Annotated in this window: 15 protein-coding genes and 1 pseudogene; 8 read left to right on the top strand and 8 right to left on the bottom strand. The window is 66.9% G+C overall.

Annotation, left to right across the window (positions count from 1 at the left end; all coding sequences use genetic code 11):
- Positions 1 to 164: 164 nt before the first annotated feature.
- From ACZ7IB_RS09165 to ACZ7IB_RS09155, 3 genes are all read right to left on the bottom strand, one after another.
- Complete coding sequence (locus ACZ7IB_RS09165; RefSeq protein WP_470910652.1) at positions 165 to 1,433, bottom strand: MFS transporter; 1,269 nt, start codon at positions 1,431 to 1,433, stop codon at positions 165 to 167.
- 124 nt (positions 1,434 to 1,557) lie between these two features.
- Positions 1,558 to 2,640: an inositol-3-phosphate synthase gene (locus tag ACZ7IB_RS09160; protein WP_351207251.1), complete on the bottom strand. Its 1,083-nt coding sequence runs from the start codon at positions 2,638 to 2,640 to the stop codon at positions 1,558 to 1,560.
- Positions 2,641 to 2,701: 61 nt separating this feature from the next.
- A complete protein-coding gene (locus ACZ7IB_RS09155) occupies positions 2,702 to 3,409 on the bottom strand; it encodes a PadR family transcriptional regulator (protein ID WP_470910649.1) in 708 nt (235 codons plus the stop codon).
- Between the two features lie 389 nt (positions 3,410 to 3,798).
- On the opposite strand from ACZ7IB_RS09155, the gene ACZ7IB_RS09150 reads away from it, so the two are divergent.
- Together ACZ7IB_RS09150 and ACZ7IB_RS09145 are read left to right on the top strand one after the other, a co-directional pair.
- Positions 3,799 to 6,498 (top strand): transglycosylase domain-containing protein, encoded by a 2,700-nt coding sequence (locus ACZ7IB_RS09150; protein ID WP_470910646.1) that lies wholly within the window; start codon positions 3,799 to 3,801, stop codon positions 6,496 to 6,498.
- A gap of 118 nt (positions 6,499 to 6,616) precedes the next feature.
- Entirely contained in the window at positions 6,617 to 8,110 is a 1,494-nt protein-coding gene (locus ACZ7IB_RS09145; RefSeq protein ID WP_470910644.1) for a glycosyltransferase family 87 protein, read from the top strand.
- A gap of 51 nt (positions 8,111 to 8,161) precedes the next feature.
- Here ACZ7IB_RS09145 and ACZ7IB_RS09140 read toward each other — a convergent pair whose 3' ends face one another.
- The 3 genes from ACZ7IB_RS09140 to ACZ7IB_RS09130 form a co-directional block, all read right to left on the bottom strand.
- Positions 8,162 to 9,193 carry an alanine racemase gene (locus ACZ7IB_RS09140; RefSeq protein WP_470910642.1) on the bottom strand — a complete coding sequence of 344 codons (1,032 nt, stop codon included), beginning with the start codon at positions 9,191 to 9,193 and terminating at the stop codon, positions 8,162 to 8,164.
- 105 nt (positions 9,194 to 9,298) lie between these two features.
- Complete coding sequence (locus ACZ7IB_RS09135; RefSeq protein WP_114245533.1) at positions 9,299 to 10,417, bottom strand: lipid II:glycine glycyltransferase FemX; 1,119 nt, start codon at positions 10,415 to 10,417, stop codon at positions 9,299 to 9,301.
- A 229-nt stretch (positions 10,418 to 10,646) separates the two neighbouring features.
- Positions 10,647 to 10,961: a hypothetical protein gene (locus ACZ7IB_RS09130; protein ID WP_470910640.1), complete on the bottom strand. Its 315-nt coding sequence runs from the start codon at positions 10,959 to 10,961 to the stop codon at positions 10,647 to 10,649.
- 278 nt (positions 10,962 to 11,239) lie between these two features.
- Here ACZ7IB_RS09130 and rpsF point away from each other — a divergent pair, with 278 nt between their 5' ends.
- The 4 genes from rpsF to rplI all read left to right on the top strand — a co-directional run bounded on the left by rpsF (position 11,240) and on the right by rplI (position 12,964).
- Complete coding sequence (gene rpsF, locus ACZ7IB_RS09125; RefSeq protein ID WP_015609864.1) at positions 11,240 to 11,530, top strand: 30S ribosomal protein S6; 291 nt, start codon at positions 11,240 to 11,242, stop codon at positions 11,528 to 11,530.
- 74 nt (positions 11,531 to 11,604) lie between these two features.
- Positions 11,605 to 12,219, top strand: coding sequence for a single-stranded DNA-binding protein (locus ACZ7IB_RS09120; RefSeq protein ID WP_189276614.1), 615 nt, complete (start codon positions 11,605 to 11,607; stop codon positions 12,217 to 12,219).
- A gap of 43 nt (positions 12,220 to 12,262) precedes the next feature.
- Positions 12,263 to 12,499, top strand: coding sequence for a 30S ribosomal protein S18 (rpsR, locus tag ACZ7IB_RS09115; RefSeq protein ID WP_003967857.1), 237 nt, complete (start codon positions 12,263 to 12,265; stop codon positions 12,497 to 12,499).
- An 18-nt stretch (positions 12,500 to 12,517) separates the two neighbouring features.
- The gene (rplI, locus tag ACZ7IB_RS09110; protein ID WP_093895069.1) at positions 12,518 to 12,964 is read left to right on the top strand and encodes a 50S ribosomal protein L9; all 447 of its coding nucleotides are present in this window, start codon (positions 12,518 to 12,520) and stop codon (positions 12,962 to 12,964) included.
- Between the two features lie 90 nt (positions 12,965 to 13,054).
- On the opposite strand, the gene ACZ7IB_RS09105 is transcribed toward rplI, so the two are convergent.
- The gene (locus ACZ7IB_RS09105; RefSeq protein ID WP_470910637.1) at positions 13,055 to 14,392 is read right to left on the bottom strand and encodes an MATE family efflux transporter; all 1,338 of its coding nucleotides are present in this window, start codon (positions 14,390 to 14,392) and stop codon (positions 13,055 to 13,057) included.
- 459 nt (positions 14,393 to 14,851) lie between these two features.
- Here ACZ7IB_RS09105 and dnaB point away from each other — a divergent pair, with 459 nt between their 5' ends.
- Positions 14,852 to 16,330: a replicative DNA helicase gene (dnaB, locus tag ACZ7IB_RS09100; RefSeq protein ID WP_383071095.1), complete on the top strand. Its 1,479-nt coding sequence runs from the start codon at positions 14,852 to 14,854 to the stop codon at positions 16,328 to 16,330.
- Between the two features lie 377 nt (positions 16,331 to 16,707).
- A pseudogene (locus ACZ7IB_RS09095) lies at positions 16,708 to 16,914 on the top strand (IS21-like element helper ATPase IstB); the annotation flags it as partial.
- Between the two features lie 83 nt (positions 16,915 to 16,997).
- Here ACZ7IB_RS09095 and ACZ7IB_RS09090 read toward each other — a convergent pair.
- Positions 16,998 to 17,924, bottom strand: a complete 927-nt coding sequence (locus tag ACZ7IB_RS09090; protein WP_470910635.1) for an NADP-dependent oxidoreductase — start codon at positions 17,922 to 17,924, stop codon at positions 16,998 to 17,000.
- Between the last annotated feature and the right edge of the window lie 39 nt (positions 17,925 to 17,963).

Raw genomic sequence — 17,963 nt, 5'->3', positions numbered from 1 at the left:
CCCCCCCCCACCACCCCCCCCCCCCCCCCCCCCCCCCCCCCCCCCCCCCCCCCCCTTCCCTCCCCCCCCCCCCCCCCCCCCCCCCCCCCCCCCCCCCCCCCCCCCCCGCTCTTTGGGGTGCCCCTTTCCCACACAACCCCCCCCCCCTCGACGTATCGCGCACGCTAGAGCGGCCTGCCGGCGCGGCCCCACCGGAACAGCAGTACGGCGATGACCGTATAGAGCACGCCTACCCCGATCACCACCACGAACGACTGACCGTCAGGGGGCAGCATCAGGGCGGAGGCTGCGGCAGCGCCCACGAATGCCACGTTGAAAAGCACGTCGTAGAGGGAGAAGACCCGGCCGCGGAAGGCATCGTCCACCGAGGTCTGCACCACCGTGTCCGTCGCGATCTTCGACCCCTGGGTGACGAGTCCGAGGATGAATGCCGCGACGAGTATCGGTACGGGAATGAACCACAGCCCCAGTGCGGGTTCGAGGACGGCGGCCGCCGCCGCGCACACCGCCATCCAGCGGAATCGGCCGAGCCGCCCCACCGCCCAAGGTGTCACCACGGCTGCTGCGAAGAACCCCGCACCGGAGATCGCCACAGCCAGTCCGAGGAGGGCCAGGCCTTCAGATTCGCTGTCGGACCAGGCGTACCGGCACAACATCAGCACCATCACGGTCAGTGCCCCGTAGCAGAAGCGGAGCACGGTCATGGCGGCCAGCGCCCGGGTCGCTTGTTTCCGTCCCGCGAGATGGCGCAGTCCGTCGGCGAGCCCCCGTGCGGTGATGGCCAGAGCCTCCCTCAGCCGGATGCAGGCCCCGTCCTGATCCGGTCCGAGGAGCCCGGTGGCAAGGCTCAGGGATGCCAGCGCCGAAGCGAGGTAGAGAGCCGCGCCCAGTAGTACCACCGCCGCATCGGAGTCGGCGAGTAGCAGGCGCACGATGAAGGCGAGGCCACCGCCGGCCGTGGCGGCGAGGGTGCCCGCGGTCGGTGAGAGCGAGTTCGCCACCACCAGCCGGTCCCTGTCGACGACACGCGGCAGCGCGGCCGAGAGCCCGGCCAGCACAAAACGGTTGACCGCGGTGACACACAGCGCCGAGGCGTAGAAGAGCCAGTCGGGTGCGGAGCCGAGGATCAGGAGTGCGGTGCAGCAGGCGAGTGCGGCGCGCAGCAGGTTGCCGTACAGAAAGACCTGACGACGCGGCCAGCGGTCCAGCAGGACGCCGGCAAAGGGGCCGATGAGCGAGTACGGCAGCAGCAGCACGGCCATTGCGGAGGCGATGGCTCCCGCCGACGCCTGTTTCTCCGGGGAGAAGACGACATGAGCCGCCAGCGCCACCTGGTAGACGCCGTCGGCCGACTGGGAGAGAAGTCGTACGGCGAGCAGACGACGGAAGTTCCGAAGGCGCAGAAGTACGCGCAGATCACCTACGACAGGCATGTGCTCAAGGGTCACATACGTTGAGGGTCCCCGGGCGGATTACCCGGGGACCCTCAACGGTGCGGAAGGGAAGGAGCGTTGCCGCTCATCACCGAGCCGCGCCGACGCACCGTGTCCGGTCGCGTCAGTTGGCGACCTCGCCCCTGATGAACTTCTCGACGTTCTCGCGGGCCTCGTCGTCGAAGTACTGGACCGGCGGGGACTTCATGAAGTACGAGGACGCGGAGAGGATCGGGCCACCGATGCCGCGGTCCTTGGCGATCTTCGCGGCGCGGACGGCGTCGATGATGACACCGGCGGAGTTCGGGGAGTCCCAGACCTCGAGCTTGTACTCCAGGTTCAGCGGAACGTCACCGAAGGCGCGGCCCTCGAGGCGCACGTACGCCCACTTGCGGTCGTCCAGCCAGGCCACGTAGTCCGACGGACCGATGTGGACGTTGTCCGCGCCGAGTTCGCGGTCGCGGATCTGAGAGGTGACGGCCTGCGTCTTGGAGATCTTCTTGGACTCCAGGCGCTCACGCTCGAGCATGTTCTTGAAGTCCATGTTGCCGCCGACGTTCAGCTGCATCGTGCGGTCCAGGATGACGCCCCGGTCCTCGAAGAGCTTCGCCATCACGCGGTGCGTGATGGTGGCGCCGACCTGCGACTTGATGTCGTCGCCGACGATCGGGACACCGGCCTCGGTGAACTTGTCCGCCCACTCCTTGGTGCCGGCGATGAAGACCGGGAGAGCATTGACGAACGCGACCTTGGCGTCGATGGCGCACTGCGCGTAGAACTTCGCAGCGACCTCGGAACCGACCGGCAGGTAGCAGACGAGGACGTCGACCTTACGGTCCTTGAGGACCTGGACGATGTCGACCGGGGCCTCGGCCGACTCCTCGATGGTCTGGCGGTAGTACTTGCCCAGGCCGTCGTGGGTGTGGCCGCGCTGGACGGTGACGCCGGCGTTCGGCACGTCGCAGAGCTTGATGGTGTTGTTCTCGCTGGCACCGATGGCGTCCGCGAGGTCGAGGCCGACCTTCTTCGCGTCGACGTCGAAGGCGGCGACGAACTCGACGTCCCGCACGTGGTAGTCGCCGAACTGGACGTGCATCAGACCGGGCACCTTGCCGGCCGGATCGGCGTCCTTGTAGTACTCGACGCCCTGGACCAGCGAGGCGGCGCAGTTGCCCACGCCGACGATGGCTACGCGAACCGAACCCATTCCGGTTGCTCCCTGTGTGTAATGGATGTTCCCGATGAAGCCCCGCGGATCTGCGGGGACCTCACTTTGAGGTGTCGTCGGACGGATCCGGCGGGGTGTCACCCCGGTGCCGGGGCAGGCCGTCCGCCTCTCCTGCTGTGTTCTGCGGAGCTTCGCTCCCGGGCGAGGACCGTCGCTGATCCCGTCCCGACCGCTCGCTCTCGATGAGCTCGTTCAGCCAGCGCACTTCGCGCTCCACGGACTCCATGCCGTGTCGCTGCAGCTCAAGTGTGTAGTCGTCGAGGCGCTCGCGGGTGCGCGCCAGAGAGGACCGCATCTTCTCCAGGCGCTCCTCCAGCCGGCTGCGCCGGCCTTCCAGGACCCGCATCCGCACCTCGTGCTCCGTCTGCCCGAAGAAGGCGAAACGGGCTGCGAAGTGTTCGTCCTCCCAGGAGTCGGGTCCGGTGTGGGAGAGCAACTCCTCGAAGTGCTCCTTACCTTCTGCCGTCAGCCGGTAGACGATCTTGGCGCGGCGCCCGGCCAGCGAGGAGGCGGGGGCGACCGCACGGCCGCCAGCAGGCGGAAGGTCGGCCGGGGAGCTTCCCGGCTCCTCGATCAACCAGCCGTTGGCGACCAGCGTCTTGAGGCAGGGGTAGAGGGTGCCGTAGCTGAAGGCGCGGAAGATCCCCAACGAGGTGTTGAGACGTTTGCGCAGCTCGTACCCGTGCATCGGGGATTCGCGGAGCAGACCGAGAACAGCGAATTCGAGGATGCCTGAGCGTCTGCTCAATTTCGCCTCCTCCTTCTCCGAATGCTCCTGCGGAGCCCTGTGCCGAGCTGATGTACCGAGCCGATGTATCGGCTCGATACATCATGACGATAGATCGGTCGTCGCGCTGCGACAAGAGGGGGCATCGTGAACGGCGTCACATCGTGAATTCGTAGGCACCGACTTGCGTTGTTTGGGGTGAAGTTCGGCCCTAAGAGGGTTTTGACCGTGCGTAGTCTGTGCGGCATGCAGACCACCGGGAACCGTGAGACGCCTGTGCGCGTCAGTCTTCGCGGACCAATCGGATGCACTGCGGATGAGCCTGCCGCAGGGCTGGTCCGTAATTCGGGGGGACCGGATCTCAACTGCCGCTTCCAGGCGTTCTCGCCTGCCCGAGGAGTAGTCGTTCCATGAGCGAGCACCGTCGCAAAACGCCGCAACCGCAAGGTGGTGGGCGCGCAGCGGCCAGACGAGCCGCCCAGCAGTCCTCAGGACGCCGCGCCGCTCCGTCACGCGGAGTAACTTCCGAGTCACCTTCCGGTTCGCATGGCGGGGACAGCCCGTACGGCGGACGCGCCGAGGCGAGACGAGCCGCCCAGCGCGGCGGCGGGAGCCGTGGCGGTGGCGGTGGTCGTCGTCGCGGTGGTGGTGGCGACAGCGGACACGAGGGCCCGGGCAGGGGGCGTGGCCGCGGTGGTCAGCGTCCTGTCAAGAAGCGCTTCATCGACTATCCGCGCGCCGGGAAGTACGGCGTGCGGCGCTGGGTGCCGTCGTGGAAGCTGGTCTCGAGTCTCTGTATCGGCTTTCTCGGCCTGCTCATGGGCGTTGCCGGTATCGCGTACTCGATGGTGTCCACGCCCAAGGTGAAGGACACCGCGACAGCGCAGAACAACGTCTATCTCTGGGACGACGGCTCGCAGATGGTCGCCACGGGCGGTGAGGTCAACCGCCAGATCATCGGTTATGACCAGATCCCCGCCGCCATGCGGAACGCCGTCATCTCGGCCGAGAACAAGTCTTTCGAGCACGACAGGGGCATCGACCCCATGGGTATCGCCCGTGCTTTCTACAACATGGCCACCGGTGGCGAGACCCAGGGTGGTTCGACGATCACCCAGCAGTACGTGAAGAACTCCTATCTGTCTCAGGAGCAGACCCTGAGCCGGAAGTTCGAGGAGCTCTTCATCACGCTCAAGGTCACGAATGAGAAGGACAAGAAGGAGATCATCCGTGACTACCTCAACATCTCGTACTACGGGCGAGGTGCCTCGGGGATCCAGGCGGCGGCGCGTACGTACTACGGCAAGGACGCTCAGGATCTGAACGCGAGCCAGTGTGCCTTCCTGGCCACGCTGCTCAAGGGTGCGAGCTACTACGACCCGGCGGGCGCCCCCGAGGTCGATGCGGCGGAGGCCACCGCGAAGAAGAACAGGGCGCGTGCCGAGAAGCGCTGGAAGTGGATCCTCGACGAAGAGGTGAAGGACAAGCGCCTTTCGCAGGCGGAGCGCGCCAAGTACACCAAGTTCCCGGAGCCCCATCCGCCGAAGAAGGACGCCCAGCTGGGCGGTCAGACCGGCTACCTGGTCGACCTCGCCAAGTCGTACGCTTTGAACAACGTCAAGGGTATGACGGCGAACAAGCTGGCCCAGGGCGGCTACGAGATCCGCACCACGTTCAACAAGAAGAAGGTCAAAGAGCTCGAAGCCGCGGTCCAGAAGGTCTACGACAAGAAGATCGATCCGGAGAAGCGTCCTGAGACGGATACTCACGTCCAGTTCGGCGGCGGGTCGGTGGATCCCAAGACCGGTGCCATCGTGGCGATCTACGGCGGTCAGGACGCGACCAAGCACTACACCAACAACGCCAACCCCACGGGTGCACAGGTCGGTTCGACCTTCAAGCCGTTCGTGCTGGCGGCAGCGATGGAGTACGGCAAGCGCGACCCCTCGCTCAGCGCGGACCAGGGTTTGTCGGAGCGCAAGCAGGTCTCGCCGCTGAGCATCTACAACGCTGACGACAAGCTGAAGATCAAGGAATACAACGGCCGGATCTGGACCGACGAGAACGGCAAGGAGTGGCTGCAGGCCAACGACGGCCATGAGTCGAGGGGCAACATCACCCTTCGTGAGGCGATGCAGTGGTCCGCCAACTCCCCGTACGTCCAGCTCGGCATGGACGTCGGCACCGACAAGGTGAAGGACGTCGCCATTGCCGCTGGTCTCAAGGACGACGAGAGCATGGCGGATTCACATGTGCCGTCGTTCTCCATCGGTACGTCCTCGCCCAGTGCGATCCGTATGGCCGGTGCGTACGCGACCTTCGCCGCCAGCGGACAGCAGCGCGAGCCCTACTCGGTCACCGAGGTGAAGCACGAGGGCGAAACCATCTACCAGCACAAGGACGTCCGCGAGCGCGCCTTCGAGCCCGCGATCGCCGACAACGTCACCGACGTCCTGAAGAACGTCGTCGAGAAGGGAACCGGTACCCCCGCGCAGCTTCCCGGCCGTGACGTGGCGGGCAAGACCGGTACGACGGACGACAACAAGTCGGCCTGGTTCGTCGGCTACACCCCGCAGCTGTCCACGGCCATCAGCATGTACCGGCTGGACGACGACGAGAAGAACACGAACCGCAAGTTCGAGAAGATGTACGGCACGGGTGGTGAGAAGACGATCCACGGTGCCTCGTTCCCGGCCCAGATCTGGCACGACTACATGGCGCAGGCGATGCAGGGCAAGCCGGTCGTGACATTCCCGAAGCCGGGGCCGATCGGTGAGAAGGTCTACGGCGGCGGCGCGCAGAGCCCCAAGCCGTCGCCCACCACGGTGGAGTCGCCCTCGCCGTCCGCGTCGACGCCCGAGTCGCCCTCGACGAGCCCGTCCCCGCCGACGCCCGACCCCAGCGACACCTGTAGTGCATGGGACTGGAACTGCCAGAACAACAACGGCGGGACCAACACCGGTGCTACGAATGGCGGAGCCGCAGGCGGTCCCGGCACCAGCCCGTCGCCGACCTCCTCGCTACCGGGTGGAGGCAACGGCAACGGCAACGGCAACGGCAATGGCAACGGGGGCGGGGACGGCGGATGGTTCGGGGGCCCGGCCGGTTAACGTCCCTCCGGCCGGATAGACCGGCGATCCGGCCGACCGGACCTGGTCAAGGGCCGCCGCACCACATGGTGCGGCGGCCCTCGTCGTTTCCACAGTCCCGTACGGCAGGATGAGCGGCATGCCAAGCGCAGAAGACACGAGTGTGCACCAGGAACGGCCCGTCGCACGGCCCACTCACCAGGACGAGATCGCCGAGGCGGGCAGTGAGCTGATCGGCGGCCGGTCGGGGCGCTGGACACGGCTCGGCAGCACGGCACTCACGCCCGTGGGCGTCATCGCGCTGGTGGCCCTCGGAATGTTCGCGCTGGGCATGGTGCAGAAGCTGCCCTGCTACAACTGGGCGTGGTTCAGGGGTGCCGGTTCGCAGTACACGCACGCCTGCTACTCGGACATTCCGCATCTCTATGTCGGACGTGGCTTCTCCGACGGGCTCGTGCCGTACTTCGACCGGCTGCCCGGCGACATGCAGTACCTGGAGTACCCCGTACTGACGGGCGTGTTCATGCAGATCGCGTCCTGGCTGACACCGGGCGGATCCATTCAGCACCGCGAGCAGATGTACTGGATGGTCAACGCCGGCATGCTGATGATCTGCGCCGTGATCATCGCCGTCTGCGTCGCCCGTACGCACCGGCGCCGTCCCTGGGACGGACTGCTGGTCGCTCTCGCGCCCGCCTTCGCGCTCACCGCGACGATCAACTGGGACCTGCTGGCGGTCGCGCTGACGGCTGCGGCGATGCTCATGTGGTCCCGGGGGCGGATGCTGGCGTTCGGCGTCCTCATCGGGCTTGCCACGGCCGCCAAGCTCTATCCCGTGCTCCTGCTGGGGCCTGCCTTCGTGCTGTGCTGGCGGGCGGGCAAATGGCGGGAGTTCGGCCTGGCGGCGCTCGGGGCGGCGGTTTCCTGGCTGGTGGTGAATCTGCCGGTGATGATCTTCGCGCCCGAGGGATGGAGCAAGTTCTACGGTTTCAGCAAGGAACGGGGCATCGACTTCGGCTCCTTCTGGCTGATCATCACCCAGCGCACCGGCATGACCATCGAGACCCCGACCGTCAACCACGTCTCGGAGCTGTTGATGGCCCTGCTGTGCGCGGCCATCGCCGTGCTGACGCTGGCGGCACCGCGCAGGCCGCGCTTCGCGCAGCTCGCCTTTCTCGTCGTCGCAGCGTTCATCCTCGTCAACAAGGTCTATTCGCCGCAGTACGTGCTGTGGCTGATCCCCCTGGCCGCCCTGGCCAGGCCGCGCTGGCGCGACTTCCTGATCTGGCAGACGTGCGAGGTCATGTACTTCCTGGGCATCTGGATGTACCTCGCGTACACGACGAGCGGGGACAAGCACCAGGGGCTGCCCACGGAGGGGTATCAGCTGGCGATCATCCTGCATCTGCTGGGCACGCTGTACCTCTGCGCCGTTGTCGTACGGGACATCCTCATGCCGGAGCGGGACGTCGTGCGGCGCGACGGGTCGGACGATCCGTCCGGCGGGGTGCTCGACGGGGCCGAGGACGCATTCGTGCTGAGGCGGGCGGCGCATCCGCCGCGGCATGCCGTTCCCGCCGTCGAAGGGCCGCGGGTGGAATGGGGAGCGGGGCACGGACCGGCCGCCGACTGAGACGGGTCTCTTCAGGGGGTCGAGGCCCCCTGAAGAGCGTCTCGGCGCCTTCTACCGGTCGACGAGGCGGTCGAACTGGGTGGTCGTGTGGCGCAGATGGGCCACCAGCTCGTCGCCGACCTTCGGCTCCTGCGCGTCCGAGGGGACGAACAGGATCGACACCTGCATGTGCGGCGGTTCGGCGAACCAGCGCTGCTTGCCGGCCCAGACGAACGGCGACAGGTTGCGGTTGACGGTGGCCAGGCCCGCGCGGGCGACACCCTTGGCGCGCGGCATCACACCGTGCAGGGCCTTCGGGGCCTCCAGGCCCACACCGTGCGACGTACCGCCGGCGACGACCACCAGCCAGCCGTCCGAGGCGGCCTTCTGCTGGCGGTAGCCGAAACGGTCGCCCTTGACGACGCGCGTGACGTCCAGGACGGCGCCCCGGTACTCCGTCGCCTCATGGTCGCCGAGCCACAGCCGGGTGCCGATACGGGCGCGGAAACGGGTCTGCGGGAACTGCTGCTGGAGCCGGCCCAGCTCCTCGGCGCGCAGATGGCTGACGAACATGGTGTGCAGCGGCAGCCGGGCCGCGCGCAGCCGGTCCATCCAGCCGATGACTTCCTCGACCGCGTCCGAGCCGTCCGTGCGGTCCAGCGGCAGGTGCAGGGCGAAGCCTTCGAGGCGTACGTCCTCGATGGCGGCGTGCAACTGCCCGAGCTCCTGCTCCTTGACGCCGTGGCGTTTCATCGAGCTCATGCACTCGATGACGACCCGTGCGCCCACCAGGGCGTGCACGCCGTCCACGGAGGAGACGGACCGGACGACACGGTCGGGCAGCGGCACCGGCTCCTCGCCCCGGCGGAACGGGGTGAGGACCAGTAGATCGCCGCTGAACCAGTCCTTTATGCGGGCCGCCTCATAGGTGGTGCCGACGGCGAGCATGTCGGAACCGAAGCGGATGGCCTCGTCGGCGAGCCGCTCGTGACCGAAGCCGTATCCGTTGCCCTTGCAGACCGGGATGAGGCCGGGGAACTGGTCGAGGACGGATTTCTGGTGCGCCCGCCAGCGCGCGGTGTCGACGTAGAGGGAGAGCGCCATGGCCGGTCCGGAACCCTTCTGGTGGCTGCGGTGTGTGGGAGGTGTGCGGAGTCGAAGTCCCCATTGAAACGAATGAAGCCGGTTTCGTCAGCGGGACGACGCGTATCAGCGGCGCGACATGTAGATGTCGAGCGCCTTGTGCAGCAGCTTGTTGAGCGGGAAGTCCCACTCGCCGATGTACTCGACGGCTTCGCCGCCGGTACCGACCTTGAACTGGATCAGACCGAAGAGGTGGTCCGTCTCGTCGAGCGAGTCGCTGATACCGCGCAGGTCGTAGACGGTCGCGCCCATCGCGTACGAGTCGCGCAGCATGCGCCACTGCATCGCGTTCGAGGGCCGGACCTCGCGTCCGATGTTGTCGGACGCACCGTACGAGTACCAGACGTGGCCACCGACGACGAGCATCGTCGCCGCGGACAGGTTGACGCCGTTGTGCCGGGCGAAATAGAGCCGCATGCGGTTGGGATCCTCGGAATTGAGCACCGTCCACATGCGCTGGAAATAAGAGAGCGGGCGCGGCCGGAAGTGGTCGCGGACCGCGGTGATCTCGTACAGCCGCTGCCATTCGGCGAGGTCCTCGTAACTGCCCTGGACGACCTCGACGCCGGCCTTCTCGGCCTTCTTGATGTTGCGTCGCCACAGCTGGTTGAAGCCCTTGAGGACGTCTTCGAGCGATCGGTTGGCCAGCGGGACCTGGAAGACATAGCGCGGCTGTACGTCACCGAATCCGGCGCCGCCGTCCTCGCCCTGCTGCCAGCCCATCTTCCGCAGCCGGTCCGAGACTTCGAAGGCGCGCGGCTCGATGTGGGTGGCTTCGACATCGCGCAGGCGCTTCACATCGGGGTCCTGGATACCGGACTTGATGGCGGCCGCGTCCCAGCGGCGGATGACGACCGGCGGGCCCATCTTCACGGAGAAGGCGCCCTGCTGCTTGAGATGCGCCAGCATCGGCTGCAGCCAGTCGTCCAGGTTGGGGGCGTGCCAGTTGATGACCGGGCCCTCGGGAAGGTACGCGAGGTACCGCTTGATCTTGGGCAGTTGGCGGTACAGCACCAGACCGGCACCGACCAACTCGCCGCTCTTGTCGAACCATCCCAGATTCTCAGAGCGCCATTCGGTCTTCACATCAGCCCACGCCGGGACCTGGCAGTGACTCGCCGCAGGCAGATTCTGGATGTACGCCAGATGCTGCTCTCGGCTGATGGTCCTCAGGGTCAGGCTCATGCGGGGCGCTCCTCGGCAGGTGTGTCCCCATCGGTCAGGGGCTCCGGCTCTCGCGCCGAAGCCTACTGCGACCGGGGAGCGCGCCGTCTGGCCCTATGGGCCCTTGCCCGTCCGTCCCGCCGGGACCCGGACGGCCCCGTCCTTGTACGGGGAGCGGCGCCAAGCCCCTGAACGGGGTCCTCGCGCCGGGCCCGTACGTCCGGCTGTGTCTGGTTGCATCTGTCTCGAATCAGCCCACCACGCCGCCGAAGAGGCCGCCGTGGGCCATGCCGAGGAAGAACCCGATGGCGGATGCGCCCAGGCCGATGATCAGCGGGAACCTCTCGCGCGTGGTCACCGAGACGTACTGCCCGTACGCAGCCGTGAGGATCCCGATGAGTCCGGCCCACGAACTGATCAGATGCAGGCTGTGGAACATCGCCGTCACGAAGGCGAGCGCACCGAGGACCAGAGTCACCGCGACCAGGGTTTCCTGGAGTGGATGGGTCTTGCCGTCCGTGGCGAGAAGGGAGACGGGAGGACGGGGTCGAATTGCCTGTGCCATGGAGTACCTCCTGGCCGAAAGGCGGCGCATCGTGGCGCCGCTCACACCCGATGTGTACAGATTGCGTCTCCTGAGCACCGGATTTCAACCGGAAGCCGGTGTGCGGGTAGTCTGTAACGTCTGCACCGGTGTCTGCCCAGGCCAGCACGTCGGCTTCCTCTCGACAGAGGGTGCTGTCAGTGGCGGCTGTTTTACTCGGAGACACTGTTGCTTACGCATCACGACCCTCCTGCCACGGAACGACCGTGGCCGCTGAGTCCAAAGGAGGTGGGTTCCACATGCGTCACTACGAAGTGATGGTCATCCTCGACCCCGATCTCGAGGAGCGCGCTGTCTCCCCGCTGATCGAGAACTTCCTCTCCGTCGTCCGTGAGGGCAACGGAAAGGTTGAGAAGGTCGACACCTGGGGCCGTCGTCGTCTCGCTTACGAGATCAAGAAGAAGCCCGAGGGCATCTACTCGGTCATCGACCTGCAGGCCGAGCCTGCGGTCGTCAAGGAGCTCGACCGCCAGATGAACCTGAACGAGTCGGTCCTCCGGACCAAGGTCCTCCGTCCCGAGATCCACTGAGCATCTAGCTCAGCGGTCATCGGGTTCGAGTAGCAGCAAGCAGCCAGAAGCAATCCCCGCCGAGAGGTTCACCCATGGCAGGCGAGACCGTCATCACGGTCGTCGGCAATCTCGTCGACGACCCCGAGCTGCGCTTCACCCCGTCCGGTGCGGCGGTCGCGAAGTTCCGTGTCGCGTCCACTCCCCGCATCTTCGACCGGCAGACCAATGAGTGGAAGGACGGCGAAGGCCTGTTCCTCACCTGCTCGGTCTGGCGGCAGGCGGCGGAGAACGTCGCCGAGTCGCTTCAGCGAGGCATGCGCGTAGTCGTGCAGGGCCGGCTGAAGCAGCGGTCGTACGAAGACCGCGAGGGCGTCAAGCGCACGGTCTACGAGCTGGACGTCGAGGAAGTCGGCCCCAGCCTCAAGAACGCCACGGCCAAGGTCACCAAGACCACCGGTCGCGGTGGTCAGGGCGGCCAGGGTGGATACGGCGGCGGCCAGCAGGGCGGCGGCAACTGGGGCGGCGGTCCCGGTGGCGGTGGCCAGCAGGGTGGCGGCGGCGCTCCCGCCGACGACCCGTGGGCCACGAGCGCGCCTGCCGGCGGCCAGCAGGGCGGGGGTCAGCAGGGCGGCGGAGGCGGTTGGGGCGGAAGCTCCGGCGGCTCCGGCGGCTCCGGCGGCGGCTACTCGGACGAGCCTCCCTTCTAGGGCAGCTCGTACTCCCACTTCTTGATCACACAGGAGAAACACCATGGCGAAGCCGCCTGTGCGCAAGCCTAAGAAGAAGGTCTGCGCGTTCTGCAAGGACAAGACCCAGTACGTGGACTACAAGGACACGAACATGCTGCGGAAGTTCATTTCCGACCGCGGCAAGATCCGTGCCCGCCGCGTGACCGGCAACTGCACGCAGCACCAGCGTGACGTCGCCACGGCAGTCAAGAACAGCCGTGAGATGGCGCTGCTGCCCTACACGTCCACCGCGCGATAAGGGAAGGGTGACCGAATCATGAAGATCATCCTCACCCACGAGGTCTCCGGCCTCGGTGCTGCGGGCGACGTCGTCGACGTCAAGGACGGGTACGCCCGTAACTACCTGGTTCCGCGTGGCTTTGCCATCCGCTGGACCAAGGGTGGCGAGAAGGACGTGGCGCAGATCCGCCGCGCCCGCAAGATCCACGAGATCGCCACGATCGAGCAGGCCAACGAGATCAAGACCAAGCTCGAGGCCGTGAAGGTCCGTCTGGCCGTTCGCTCCGGCGACGCCGGCCGTCTCTTCGGCTCCGTGACCCCGGCCGACATCGCCTCGGCGATCAAGGCTGCCGGTGGCCCCGATGTCGACAAGCGTCGCGTCGAGCTCGGCTCGCCGATCAAGACGCTCGGCGGACACCAGGTGTCCGTGCGTCTGCACCCCGAGGTCGCTGCGAAGCTCGGCATCGAGGTCGTTGCTGCCTAAGGGCACAGCTCACCAGAGCAGGTGAAGGGCCGTACCCCGCGGGGTACGGCCCTTTGCCGTTTCACGTGAAACGGGGCGTCGGCCGGTGGCTCAGCGGGTGGCTCCGGTGACGATCCACTTGCCCGATCGGGTGCGCAGCCAGAGCGTCACCATGCGGACGGTCATCATCAGGGCCATAGCCCACCACAGCGCGGTCAGGCCGCCGCTGAACGTCGGCACCAGCAGGGCGACCGGGGCAAAGAGGGTCAGAGTGACGAGCATGGCCCAGGCCAAATACCGCCCGTCTCCGGCACCCATCAGCACTCCGTCCAGGACGAAGACCACGCCGGCGATCGGCTGGGACAGCGCCACCACCAGTAGCACCGGGAACAGCGTGTCCTGAACGGACTGGTCGCCGGTGAACAGGGGCACGAACAACGGCCGGGCAAGGACGATCAGTGCCCCGAACACCACCCCGGAAGCGATGCCCCACTGGACCATGCGGCGGCATGCCTCGCGTGCGCCCTTGGCGTCATCGGCTCCCAGGTAACGGCCGATGATGGCCTGCCCTGCAATGGCGATGGCGTCGAGGGCGAACGCCATCAGGGTCCAGAGGGAGAGGATGATCTGGTGCGCGGCGATCTCGGTGTCGCCCAGGCGGGCGGCGACGGCTGTGGCGATCATCAGTACGGCACGCAGCGACAGCGTACGGACCAGCAGCGGAACGCCTGCCTGGGCGCTGGCCTTGATGCCTTCGGCGTCGGGCCGCAGCGAGGCGCCGTGCCGACGCGCTCCCCGTACCACCACGATGAGATATGCGGCGGCCATGGCGATCTGTGCGATCACAGTGCCCCAGGCCGATCCGGCGATGCCGAGCCCGGCGCCGTAGACGAGTCCTGCATTGAGGGCTCCGTTGGCCGCGAAGCCTCCGATGGCGACATAGAGCGGGGTTCGGGTGTCCTGCAGGCCACGGAGTACGCCGGTCGCGGCCATCACCACGAGCATGGCCGGGATGCCGAGGCTGGAGATCCTCAGATATGTGGTGGCGTAGGGGGCTGCGGTGTCGGAGGCGCCGAAGACGTCCACGAACCAGGGCGCTGTGGGGAGCGTGATGGCGATGACGAAGACGCCGAGCAGTAGGGCCAGCCAGATGCCGTCCATGCCCTGCCGGATCGCGGAGGTCAGATCGCCCGCTCCGACCCGTCTTGCCACTGCCGCGGTGGTGGCGTACGCGAGAAAGACGAAGACGCTGACGGCGGTGGTCAACAGCGCTGCGGCGACGGCCAGGCCGGCCAGTTGCGGTGTGCCGAGATGGCCGACGATGGCACTGTCGACCATCACGAAGAGCGGCTCGGCGACGAGCGCGCCGAAGGCAGGGACGGCCAGCGAGATGATCTCGCGGTCGTGCCGTCGACGACTGGGCGGCAGCGGTGCCGGGGCCTGGATCACGGGGGCCAATCTAATCTTCCACAGGTAATGGATGCAATGCCTGTGCAGTCCTTACGTTTATTGCTACCCGGCATTCTCTCGTGCGCTGTTTGTCGTGATCTTGTGCTGACTCGGAAAGTTTTTCTCCCCCACAGCCCGTGGATGGAGAAACTCCAGGTCAGAGCTTTGATGGTGCGGGTGCTATGAGTTTGTCCACAGTACTGTCCCCCGCTCCGTGCACAGGTTCCGCAGAGTTCTCCACAGCATCTGGTCCGTCGTCCACATGCCCTGTGGATAACCAGATTGGCTGACGGTGCTGAGCGGCCTACCGTGGTCCGGCGCCCGCACCCCGTTCCGGCCCTGAAACCCCGCAGAACTCGACGTGCCGGAACCGGAGTCGGGCGTCTTGTTTGTCGGTGCTGTGCCGTAAGAAAGAGTGGCACGGCGAGGTCCGCGGAGCGGACGGGAGGAGGTGGCCCGGTGAGCATTCCCGAGCCTTTGGACGACCCCTGGGCCGACACCGGTCCCAGTGACCGTCTGCCTGTTTCCCGCCAGCGCCGCGGTGAAGGCCGGGACCGCGGCGAGCAGCACGAACGCGGCAGGGAGAGCAGCGGATGGGAGGGCGGTTCCCCCGGTTTCGAGCGGGTGCCGCCCCAGGACCTCGATGCCGAGCAGTCGGTCCTCGGCGGCATGCTCCTGTCCAAGGACGCCATCGCCGACGTCGTGGAGATCATCAAGGGACACGACTTCTACCGCCCCGCCCACGAGACGGTCTACCAGGCGATCCTCGACCTCTATGCCAAGGGGGAGCCGGCCGACCCGATCACGGTGGCGGCTGAACTGGTCAAGCGTGGCGAGATCACCAAGGTGGGCGGAGCTCCGTATCTGCACACCCTCGTCCAGTCCGTGCCGACCGCGGCCAATGCCTCGTACTATGCGGAGATCGTCCACGAACGGGCGGTCCTCAGGCGGCTCGTCGAAGCCGGGACGAAGATCACGCAGATGGGATACGCGGCCGACGGCGATGTCGACGACATCGTGAATTCCGCGCAGGCCGAGATCTATGCCGTCACCGAGCAGCGCACCAGCGAGGACTACCTGCCGCTCGGCGACATCATGGAAGGCGCTCTCGACGAGATCGAGGCGATCGGTTCGCGCAGCGGTGAGATGACCGGGGTGCCGACCGGCTTCACCGACCTCGACGCCCTGACGAACGGCCTGCACCCGGGCCAGATGGTCGTCATCGCGGCCCGTCCGGCCATGGGTAAGTCCACTCTGGCACTGGATTTCGCACGGGCCTGTTCGATCAAGAGCAACCTGCCCAGCGTGATCTTCTCCCTCGAAATGGGGCGCAACGAGATCGCGATGCGACTGCTCTCGGCCGAGGCGCGAGTCGCGCTGCACCACATGCGTTCCGGCACCATGACCGACGAGGACTGGACGCGGCTGGCACGCCGGATGCCGGATGTCTCGGCAGCCCCGCTCTACATCGACGACTCCCCGAACCTCTCCATGATGGAGATCCGGGCGAAGTGCCGTCGGCTCAAGCAGCGCAACGACCTCAAGCTCGTGGTCATCGACTATCTGCAGCTGATGCAGTCCGGCGGCTCTAAGCGTGCGGAGAGCCGCCAGCAGGAGGTCTCGGACATGTCCCGAAACCTCAAGCTGCTCGCGAAGGAGCTGCAGCTCCCGGTCATCGCGCTCTCCCAGCTGAACCGTGGCCCCGAACAGCGCACGGACAAGAAGCCGATGGTCTCCGACCTGCGTGAATCCGGATCCATCGAACAGGACGCCGACATGGTGATCCTGCTGCACCGCGAGGATGCGTACGAGAAGGAGTCCCCCCGCGCCGGCGAGGCCGACCTGATCGTCGCCAAGCACCGTAACGGCCCGACGGCGACGATCACCGTGGCCTTCCAGGGCCACTACTCGCGCTTCGTGGACATGGCACAGACCTGAGCAGGCGGTGTGTAGGTTCTCAGATGCCGTGTCCTTTTCTCATCCGGGATGTCCACCGCGTGTCCAATAGGACATGGAGGTGAGAATCATGCCTGTCCTGTCGTACTGAGGTTGTCGGATTCTCACCGCTTCTCGTTTGCGCTGTCGGATTCTCATTGCGTCGCGCGCTGAGCGGCGGCGTTTGCCTCGTACTTGGGGTTTGATCCCATTTGCCTGGCCCGGTTCTCTCTGTACCTGTCACGGTCGTTTGCGGCAGGTACGCGGAGCCGGGGGTGGCGATGGATCCGGGTCTGGTCGATGTCGAATGGGCCGACGGTGAGGGCGGCGGGCTGAGGAAGTCCGTACTGGGGGCGGTGTCCTGGGTTCCGTTCGAGTCGGTGCTCCCGCCCCGCCGGGACCTACCCGGGCCGTCCGAGGAAGCCGCGACTATCGTCATTGACCAGGCATGCCGGATGCTGCGGCTCCCCACCGTCCGAGGGCAGTTTCCCGATCTCACCGGGGCCGCGTCGCGTGAGCAGATGTCGTACCGGGGTTTCGTCGCGGAACTGCTGCTGGCCGAGTGCGACGACCGGGCCCGCCGCCGCTTGACCGCCGGGGCGCTGAGCTCCTCTTCCAGGTGCTGACGGAAAGGGGCGGTAGGCGGCGAGCCCGACCAGGCCCACGGCTGTCAGGGCACGGTGATGACGATCTTGCCGCGCGCATGGCCGGTGGCGCTGACGTCGTGAGCCGTGGCGGCCTCCTTCAGCGGGAACACGGCGTGCAGCGGGACGGTGAGGCGGTCTTGGTCGGCGAGAGCGGCGGCCAGTGGCAGCCCTGCCCAGCCCGGCGACTCCCCTGCTTCGGAGCGGGAGAACCGCACTCCGTGTCGGTCGGCGTCGAAGTCCGCGATGGTTGCCACGCGGTGCGGATCGCCGGCGATGGCCACCAGTTCGGCCAGAGAGCCCTTACCGGCCGCGTCCAGAACCACGTCGACGCCGCGCGGAGCCAGTGGGGCAAGGCGATCGGCCAGCCCCGCCCCGTAGGTGACCGGTACGACGCCGAGCTGGTCGAGGAAGCCGTGGTTGCCTTCGCTCGCGGTGCCGATCACGGTGAGGCCGCGGGCCTGGGCGAGTTGTGCGGTGAGGGTGCCGACACCTCCGGCGGCACCCTCGATCAGCAAAGTCATGCCCTCTGCGGCTTCCAGGGCCTCCAGTACCCGCGTGGCCGTGTCGATGTTGCCTGCGGCGCCGCCCGCTTCCTCGAAGGACCACGACCGGGGCTTGGGTGCCCATGCCTCCAGCACGGCGTACTGGGCTGCAGCGCCTCCCTGATCTACGAAGGGGACGAGGCCGAAGACCTCGTCTCCCACGGCGGTGCCGGTCACCCCCTCTCCCACCTCGTCGACTATTCCGGCGGCATCCATGCCGGGGATATGGGGGAAGTCCAGGGTGGCGATGTCCCGCAGCAACCCTGAACGCAGGTACCAGTCAGCAGGAGTGACGCCGGTGGCACGCACCGCGATGCGGACCTGACCGGGCCCGGCGTGCGGCTCTTCGACCTCCTCCACGCAGAGGACCTCGGAACCGCCGTAGCGGTGGTATTGCACAGCAAACATGGGCAAACTCCGTATACGTAGCGAGTCGTTCAGCAGGAG

It is taken from the genome of Streptomyces sp. NPDC037301, assembly GCF_055602785.1.
This window is presented reverse-complemented; position numbering and strand designations above follow the sequence as displayed.